Source organism: Frankia sp. CcWB2 (assembly GCF_977927585.1).
This window is the reverse complement of record NZ_CDWRCM010000130.1, coordinates 1-8,193: the sequence shown is the minus strand read 5'-3', so window position 1 is coordinate 8,193 and position 8,193 is coordinate 1. Positions and strand designations below refer to the sequence as shown.

General features: G+C 69.4%; 9 protein-coding genes. 2 read left to right on the top strand and 7 right to left on the bottom strand.

Annotated elements, in window-relative coordinates; genetic code table 11:
• From ACY45C_RS14280 to hemW, 3 genes are all read right to left on the bottom strand, one after another.
• The coding region (locus tag ACY45C_RS14280; RefSeq protein ID WP_462188095.1) for a DnaJ domain-containing protein at positions 1-372 on the bottom strand (372 nt) is incomplete at its 3' end.
• On the bottom strand, positions 372-1,391 hold the full coding sequence (hrcA, locus tag ACY45C_RS14275) for a heat-inducible transcriptional repressor HrcA (RefSeq protein WP_462188094.1): 1,020 nt from the start codon (positions 1,389-1,391) through the stop codon (positions 372-374). The genes ACY45C_RS14280 and hrcA, both read right to left, overlap by 1 nt.
• A gap of 254 nt (positions 1,392-1,645) precedes the next feature.
• The gene (gene hemW / locus ACY45C_RS14270; protein ID WP_462188093.1) at positions 1,646-2,881 is read right to left on the bottom strand and encodes a radical SAM family heme chaperone HemW; all 1,236 of its coding nucleotides are present in this window, start codon (positions 2,879-2,881) and stop codon (positions 1,646-1,648) included.
• A gap of 225 nt (positions 2,882-3,106) precedes the next feature.
• On the opposite strand from hemW, the gene ACY45C_RS14265 reads away from it, so the two are divergent.
• The gene (locus ACY45C_RS14265) at positions 3,107-3,271 is read left to right on the top strand and encodes a hypothetical protein (RefSeq protein ID WP_462188092.1); all 165 of its coding nucleotides are present in this window, start codon (positions 3,107-3,109) and stop codon (positions 3,269-3,271) included.
• A 52-nt stretch (positions 3,272-3,323) separates the two neighbouring features.
• On the opposite strand, the gene lepA is transcribed toward ACY45C_RS14265, so the two are convergent.
• Positions 3,324-5,168, bottom strand: a complete 1,845-nt coding sequence (gene lepA / locus ACY45C_RS14260) for a translation elongation factor 4 (RefSeq protein ID WP_462188091.1) — start codon at positions 5,166-5,168, stop codon at positions 3,324-3,326.
• 275 nt (positions 5,169-5,443) lie between these two features.
• Here lepA and rpsT point away from each other — a divergent pair, with 275 nt between their 5' ends.
• A complete protein-coding gene (gene rpsT / locus ACY45C_RS14255; RefSeq protein ID WP_462188090.1) occupies positions 5,444-5,713 on the top strand; it encodes a 30S ribosomal protein S20 in 270 nt (89 codons plus the stop codon).
• A 79-nt stretch (positions 5,714-5,792) separates the two neighbouring features.
• On the opposite strand, the gene ACY45C_RS14250 is transcribed toward rpsT, so the two are convergent.
• The 3 genes from ACY45C_RS14250 to ACY45C_RS14240 all read right to left on the bottom strand — a co-directional run.
• Positions 5,793-6,128 (bottom strand): hypothetical protein, encoded by a 336-nt coding sequence (locus tag ACY45C_RS14250; protein WP_462188089.1) that lies wholly within the window; start codon positions 6,126-6,128, stop codon positions 5,793-5,795.
• Entirely contained in the window at positions 6,125-7,129 is a 1,005-nt protein-coding gene (gene holA, locus ACY45C_RS14245) for a DNA polymerase III subunit delta (RefSeq protein ID WP_462188088.1), read from the bottom strand. The genes ACY45C_RS14250 and holA overlap by 4 nt, the downstream gene beginning before the upstream one ends.
• Before the next feature lies 1 nt (position 7,130).
• Positions 7,131-8,193: ComEC/Rec2 family competence protein (locus ACY45C_RS14240; protein WP_462188087.1), on the bottom strand; the 1,063-nt coding region annotated here is incomplete at its 5' end.

Here is an 8,193-nt window from a genome sequence, read left to right as displayed (position 1 = left end):
CAGGTCGAGCTCGATACGCAGCAGCGCGTCGTTGCCGCGCCGGACCCGGGACCGGGGCCCACGGCTCGACCCGCCGCCGAAGAAGGCGTCCATGATGTCACCAAGGCCGCCGAAACCGGCGCCGAACGGCGAACCACCACCGCCGCCGCCGCCGGGCGCGAGCGGATCGCCGCCCAGGTCGACGATCTGGCGCTTCTCCGGATCGGAGAGCACCTCGTACGCGGCCGTGACGCCCCGGAATCGCTGCTGCGCATCCGGATCTGGATTGACGTCCGGATGCAGCTCACGGGCCAGTTTGCGGTAGGCCCGCTTGATCTCGTCGTTCGACGCTTCCCGGCGTACGCCCAGAACGGCGTAATAATCCACTGCCATCAGTCGGCACCCAAGAGTTCACCCACATATTTGGCGACGGCCCGGACGGCCGCCATCGTCCCCGGATAGTCCATGCGCATCGGGCCGACCACCCCCATCCCACCCAGCGCGAAGGGACCACGACCGTATCCCGTGGCCACCACCGCGGTGGACCGGAGGGCGTCCACATCCGTTTCGCGACCGATCCGTACGGTTACAGTACCGGTCTCCCGCGCCGAGCCGATGAGCTTCATCAGCACGACCTGTTCTTCCAATGCCTCAAGTATCGACCGCAACGAGTCGGCGAAGTCGACCGGGGACCGCGTGAGATTCGCCGTCCCGGCCATCGCGATGCGCTCCTCCTGCGGCTCGACTAGCGACTCCAGCACGGCGCCGGCCATCGTGGTCAGGTAGGGGCGCAGCTCGGAGCGGGTGCTGTCGGGCAGGGCCGCGACGATGTCGGGGGCGTCGACCAAGCGCCGGCCGGCCAGCGCGCAGTTGAGCGCGGAACGCAGCTCGCCGGCGACCTCGTCGTCGATGGGTACGAGGCTGTCGACGATACGCTGCTCGACCCGCCCGGTGTCGGTGATGAGGACCATCAGCAGGCGGTACGGGCCGAGCGTGACAACCTCGATGTGCCGGATGCTGCTACTCGACAGGGAGGGGTACTGCACGACGGCCACCTGCCGGGTGAGCTGGGCGAGCAGCCGCACGGAGCGGCGCACCACGTCGTCCAGGTCGACGGCGCCCTCCAGGAAGCTCTGGATCGCCCGACGTTCAGCCCGGGACAGCGGCTTCACCCCGGACAACCGGTCCACGAACAACCGGTAGCCCTTGTCCGTCGGTATCCGTCCTGCGCTGGTATGGGGCTGTGTGATGTACCCCTCTTCCTCCAGGGCGGACATGTCGTTACGGACAGTAGCTGATGACACACCGAGGTTGTGCCGCTCCGCCAGCGCCTTGGAACCCACCGGCTCGTTGCTCAGCACAAAGTCCTCAACAATCGCCCGAAGGACTTCGAGCCGCCGATCCTCCAGCACGCGGTCGCACCCCCTTCACCAGGCGGAACGTGGCCGGGCCACGGTATGTACAGCGGCGGGCACCCAGCTTGGCACTCGGCCGCAGTGAGTGCCAAGTGTAGCCGCCTGCTCAGGTCGAAGCACAGAACATGAGCCGCCCCACGAATTACCGGTGAGGGCCCGGCGACGTCCTCATAACGAAACGAACACGCCGGTACCCAGGTTCCAGTCCCGCCCGATCGGGCCACCGGACGGCCGCCAGTCGGGCAGCGGCATCAGCCGGGCAGCAGGGCTCGCACGACCGTGTCGGTGAGCAGACGACCGCGACGGGTGAGACGCACCCGGCCGAACTCCAGGGCACCGGGTTCCACCAGGCCGGACTTCGCGAGCCCGGCGGCGGCCTCCCGGCCGGCCCCGTCCAGCTCACCGACGGCCAGTCCCTCGGCCAACCGGACGCCCAGCATGACCCGCTCGACCCTGCGGGCCTGCGCGTCGAGCTCCTCCCGGGCGGCCGCGGGACTGCGCCCGGCCCCCAGCCGGGCCGCGTACTCCGCCGGATGACGCACGTTCCACCATCGCACCCCGCCGACGTGGCTGTGCGCGCCCGGACCGATCCCCCACCAGTGATCTCCGCGCCAGTACCCCAGATTGTGCCGGCACCGGGTACCGGCCCCCCGCGACCAGTTGCTGACCTCGTAGCTGGTCAGGCCGGCCGCGCACAGAGCGTCATCGGCCTGCAGGTAGCGGTCGGCAAGCAGGTCGTCGTCGGGTTCGAGCAGCTCGCCCCGGCGGACCCGGCGGGACAGTTTCGTGCCCTCCTCAACCGTCAGCGCGTAGGCACTGACGTGGTCCGGGCCGAGCTGGATCGCCGCGTCCAGGCTCGCCGCCCAGTCCGCCTCCGACTCGCCCGGAGCCCCGTAGATGAGGTCCAGGCTGACCTGGTCAAAGCCGGCCTTGCGGGCCCAGCGCATCACCTCGGGCACGCGGCCGGGGGTGTGCCGCCGGTCCAGGGCGGCGAGGACGTGCGGACGGCTACTCTGCATGCCAAAGGAGATCCGGGTGTAACCGGCGGCGCGCAGCTGCTCCAGTTGCGCCGGATCCACCGACTCCGGATTCGCCTCGGTAGTGATCTCCGCGTCGGGCGCCAACCCGAACCCGTCGTCCAGGATCCGCAACAGCCGCCCGAGATCGTCAGCGGTCAACAGGGTCGGCGTGCCGCCACCGACGAAGACCGTGGAGATCACGAGCTCCTGCTCACCAAGCACGGTACGCGCGAGCCGGACCTCGCCAGTCGCGATGTCGACGAACGTCGTGAGGCCCACCGACGACACCAGTGCGCCGCCCAGGTCGGCCGCCGTGTAGGTGTTGAAGTCGCAGTAGCCGCAGCGCGCCGCACAGTAGGGCACATGCACGTAGACCCCGAACGGTCGCCGGGTCACCTCGGCCAGCGCGGCAGCCGGGAGGGCACCGTCGTCCGGCGGAGGCGAGCCGTCGGGAGGCTTTTGTGGCATGCCCCCAGTGTGCCCCCAACGTGTGCTCTCGCGGCAACGCTACGTTTGTCAACCGCGTCGGCGGGCCAAGGATGGCCACACGAGGACCACCTGGAGATAAGGCCGGAATACCCGCTTCAGCGAAGCTGGCCGAGTGTAATGACATTTTGTCATCGTTGGGCACAGAAGGGAAAATATGAGTGGTTCACCGTGGACCGATCGACGTCGGTGCGAAAAGATCCGGTCATGGACGACGACGCCAGGGCCGTTCTCGACGAGATCTTCGAACTGCTCCCACCCCGAACCACCGTGTACCGTTCCAGCGCCGCCGCCCCCGTCGCGGGCCTGTCGTTCTCCGAACCGGCCACCGAACCGATCCGTCTCCCGGCCACCCCCCTGCCGACCGGCTGAGCGGCCGAACAGGCAGATGGCGCCACGGTCCCGCGTCGGCCCCGCACCGGACTCACTTCACCGCCGGCTTGCCGGTGTCCGTGGACAGCGCCGCGATGAAGGCCTCCTGTGGCACCTCGACCCGACCGATCGTTTTCATCCGCTTCTTGCCCTCCTTCTGCTTCTCGAGCAGCTTGCGCTTGCGGGTGATGTCGCCGCCGTAGCACTTGCCGAGCACGTCCTTGCGGATGGCGCGGATGTTCTCCCGCGCGATGATCCGGCTGCCGATCGCCGCCTGGATCGGCACCTCGAACTGCTGACGCGGAATCAGCTCGCGCAGCTTGGTCGTCATGGACACGCCGTAAGCGTAGGCCTTCTCACGGTGCACGATCGCCGAGAAAGCATCGACGGTCTCCCCCTGCAACAGGATGTCGACCTTCACCAGATCGGCCAGCTGCTCCCCCGCCGGCTCGTAGTCGAGGCTGGCATAGCCCCGGGTCCTGGACTTCAGGGCGTCGAAGAAGTCGAAGATGATCTCACCGAGGGGCAACGTGTACTTGAGTTCCACCCGGTCGGTCGACAGATAGTCCATCCCCTTCAGGACGCCGCGCCGGCCCTGGCACAGTTCCATCACCGCCCCGACGAAGTCGGTCGGCAGCAGCAGCATCGCCTCGACGACGGGCTCGTACACCTCGGCGATCTTCCCACCCGGCCAGTCACTGGGATTGGTCACTGTGACCTCGGAAAGGTCCTCCATGACCACCCGGTAGACGACGTTCGGGGCCGTGGAGATGAGGGTGAGGTTGAACTCGCGCTCCAGCCGCTCCCGGACGATCTCCAGATGCAGCAGGCCCAGGAAGCCGCACCGGAATCCGAACCCCAGTGCCGCGGAGGTTTCCGGTTCGTAGGTCAGGGCGGCGTCGTTGAGCTGAAGCTTGTCGAGAGCCTCGCGCAGCGCGGGATACTCGCTGCCGTCGATCGGATACAGCCCGGAGTACACCATCGGCAACGGATCCCGATAGCCACCGAGCATCTCCGTCGCCGGCCGCCGGGTAGTGGTGATGGTGTCGCCGACCCGGGCCTGCCGGACGTCCTTGACCCCAGGGATGACGTAGCCGACCTCGCCGACCGACAGCGACCCGGTCGGATGGGGGTCCGGCGAGATGACACCTACCTCGAGGGTCTCGTGGCTCGCGCCGGTCGACATCATCAGACACCGGTCGCGGGTGGTCAGCGTGCCATCGACCACCCGTACATAGGTGATGACGCCGCGGTAGATGTCGTAGACGCTGTCGAAGATCATCGCACGAGCCGGACCGTCCGGATCGCCGACCGGGGCGGGCACCCGGCGCACGATCTCGTTGAGCAGCTCCGGCACCCCCTGGCCGGTCTTGCCGGACACGCGGAGCACCTCGCCCGGTTCGCAGCCGATAATCGTCGCGATCTCCTCGGCGTACTTCTCCGGCTGGGCCGCCGGAAGATCGATCTTGTTGAGTACCGGAACGATGGTCAGGTCGTTCTCAATCGCCAGGTACAGGTTCGCCAGAGTCTGCGCTTCGATGCCCTGGGCCGCGTCGACCAGCAGCACCGCGCCCTCGCAGGCCGCGAGCGAACGGCTCACCTCGTAACTGAAGTCAACGTGGCCCGGCGTGTCGATGAGATGCAGGATGTAGTCCCGACCATCGTCGGCCCGCCATGGCAGGCGCACGTTCTGGGCCTTGATGGTGATCCCGCGCTCACGCTCGATGTCCATGCGGTCGAGGTACTGCGCGCGCATGTTGCGCGCCTCCACGACACCGGTCACACCAAGCATCCGATCGGCAAGGGTCGACTTGCCGTGGTCGATGTGGGCGATGATGCAGAAGTTGCGGATCATCGCCGGGTCGGCGCCGGGCGCCAGGTGCGGGGCTGTGGACACGCGGAGAGTTCTCGTTTCGCTCGCGGTGATCACGGTGGAGCCGCCCGTGCCGAGATCTGGGTCGACCACCTTCATCGTGCCAGGAGCCGCGCGCGCCGGTGCGCCGGTGCGCCGGCGCGCGGGGGTTTGATAATCTGAGTGCCGTCCGTGACGGGCCGCATCGTCGTCGTGACGGGCCGTATCGTCGTCCGGTCATGATCTGCTCGCCATTCCGTGCGGCGCGTACTATAACGTGTCCGCACCACCCCGACTCGACAAATCAGAGGTTCTCCCGCGTGGCCAACATCAAGTCGCAGATCAAGCGCAACCTCACCAACGAGAAGCGGCGGCTGCGCAACAAGGCTGTGAAGTCGGAACTCAAGACGCACGTGCGTCGCTTCCGCGACGCCGTGGAGGCCGGTGACGTCGAGCGCGCCGACGAGACGCTGCGGATCGCGTCCCGCAAGCTGGACAAGGCCGTCAGCAAGGGTGTCATTCACGCCAACCAGGCCGCCAACAAGAAGTCGGCGCTGGCTCGCGCGCATGCCGACTTGGCCGCCAGCTGAGTCGTCTTCCTCCAGCCGGGGCGCCGCAGGCGTCCCGGCCTTTCCGCGTGTCCACCCGCCGGTCAGGCCTCTCGTCCGGTCAGAGCCCGCTGCACGGCGTGGAACGGGCTCCGGGCTGCAGTGGGGCCGGTTCCGCCGAGACGTCGTCCGGCCGGATCAGCCGCTCAAGCACCTCGTGATAGGCAACCATCGCGCCGACGGTCAGCGGGAGGACACCGACCACCCAGGCGCTCGCAAGATCACCGAGTGCAATCACCACCGTGACCAGCCCAGTCACGATCATGAGCAGTCCCCGCATCCGGCCCGCAGGTAGCACCCGCAGGCCGAACCAGCCGCCCGGCGGCGGGGCGTCAGGGTCGACGGCCGGCTGGGGAGCCACGACGAGGCCGGCACCGGCTCCCGGACCGTCGGTCATCCCCGGCTCCCGGCCGCCCGGGCCCGCCCACCCGACCTGGCCACGGCGACCTCGCGCAACAGTTTCTCCAAGGCGTAACCGGCGTCGACCGCAGTGCCCTTGACGCCAGCGTCGGCCTCGGCGGCCGCCCGCAGGGCCTGGCCGAGACCCCGGTCCGACCAGGCTCGGGCGGATCGCTGCGCCTTCTCGACCTTCCAGTCCGGCATGCCCAGGGCTCGGGCGAGATCCCACTTCGAGCCAGGACCCGCGGACGCCACCCGGGCGAGGTCACGCAGACCACCGGCGACGGCACTGGAGACCAGTACGGCCGCGGTACCCCCCTCCAGGGACTGACGCAGCAGCGTCAACGCCTGCGGCAGGTCGCCGCCGATGATCGCGTCCGCGACGGCGAACCCGCTGGCCTCGGCCCGGCCCCGGTGGAAACGGGCCACCGCGGCCTCGTCGAGCAGCCCGTCGGTGTCGGCCACGAGCTGATCGCAAACGGCGGCGAGCTCACGCAGATCACCGCCGACCGCGTCGAGCAGGGCGCGCACCGCGCCCTCGCTGACCCGGCCGCCGAGACGCCGCACTTCGGCGACGACGAAATCGTGACGCTCCCGCGACTTGGTGATCTTCACTGCCGGCACGACCCGCGCGCCCGCGGCCTTCATCGCGTCCGCGAGTTTGCGGTTCTTCACCGCTCCGCTGTGGACGACGACGAGCACGACGTCGTCGAGCGGACGACCGATGTACTCCAGCAACGCGTCACGCAGATCCTCGGCGAGGTCCTGCGTGCCACGGACGACCATCACCCGGCCACCTCCGAACATCGAGGTGGCGCCGAGGTCGATCAGATCGGCCTCGCTGAGCTCACCGGCCGCCCGGTCGACGACCTCGACGTCGGGATCACGGGCCCGAGCCGCGTCGAGAACCCCGCGCACGGCTCGACCGACGAGTAGATCCTCGTCGCCGGTGACGAGGACGAGCGGCGGCAGTGCAAAGGAGGACACGCAGGTGAGCATGTCACGATCCGCCCCCAGGCCGGCGGAGCACCACCGAGACGCGGACCCGCGCCCCCGACCCGGAGGCGGCTCCCGCCGGCGACCCGGACTCGGCGGACCCGGACTCGGCGGACCCGGACTCGGCGGACCCGGCGGGTGCCGCCGCGGCGACCACCGCCACCGCGCCGTCGCGGTCGGTCCGGGCGACGGCCATGCCGGACCGGCGCAGCGTCCGCAGGGTGGACCGCGCGGGATGACCATAGCTGTTCCCGGTGCCGACACTGATCAGGGCAAATCGGGCCCCGGTCGCCGCGAGGAAGGTGACGTCCTGATCCGCGGCGCCGTGATGGGGCACCTTGAGCACGTCGGCTCGTAGCGCCGTCCGATCCCCCGGCCGGCCGGTCAACATCCGCTGGGCCGGCGGCTCCACATCCCCGGTGAGCAGGATGGTCACCTCCCCCACCCGTGCGGAGAGCACCAGGCTCGCGTTGTTGGGATCGCTCTCGGTGCCGTGCAACACGGTGCGCGGAGCCAGGACGGTCCAGGAGACCGCCCCCACCCGTGCCCGGGAGTCGATGACGGCCGTCCGCAGCGGCACACCGGCCCGCCGGGTCCGCTGTTGGACCCGATGCCACTGGAGAACGGGTTCCCCCAGCGGGCTGCTGAGTACCTCCCCCACCGGAAGCCGGCCGAGCACGGCCGGCAGCCCCTCGACGTGATCGGCGTGGAAGTGACTGAGAATGACCACCGGTATCCGTCGCACGCCGAGGTCAGAGAGGCAGCGGGTCAGCAGGGCCGGATCGGGGCCGGCATCGACCAGCACCGCGGTGCCCGGTCCCGCCGACAGCACGAGGGCGTCGCCCTGACCGACGTCGCAGGCGACCAGGCGCCAGCCGGGCGGCGGCCACGGCGCCAGCCTCCCGGCAACGGCGCATCGCGCCAGGAGCAGGCCGACCAGGGCCGCGGCGACCAGTCGCCGCGGCACCCGGATCTGTCGCTGATCTTGTGATTCTTCTGGCCCGCCGGTGATCATCGGGTGAGGAGGGCCCGTTTGCGGAGCAGGCCGAAGCTGGCGTGGCCGAACA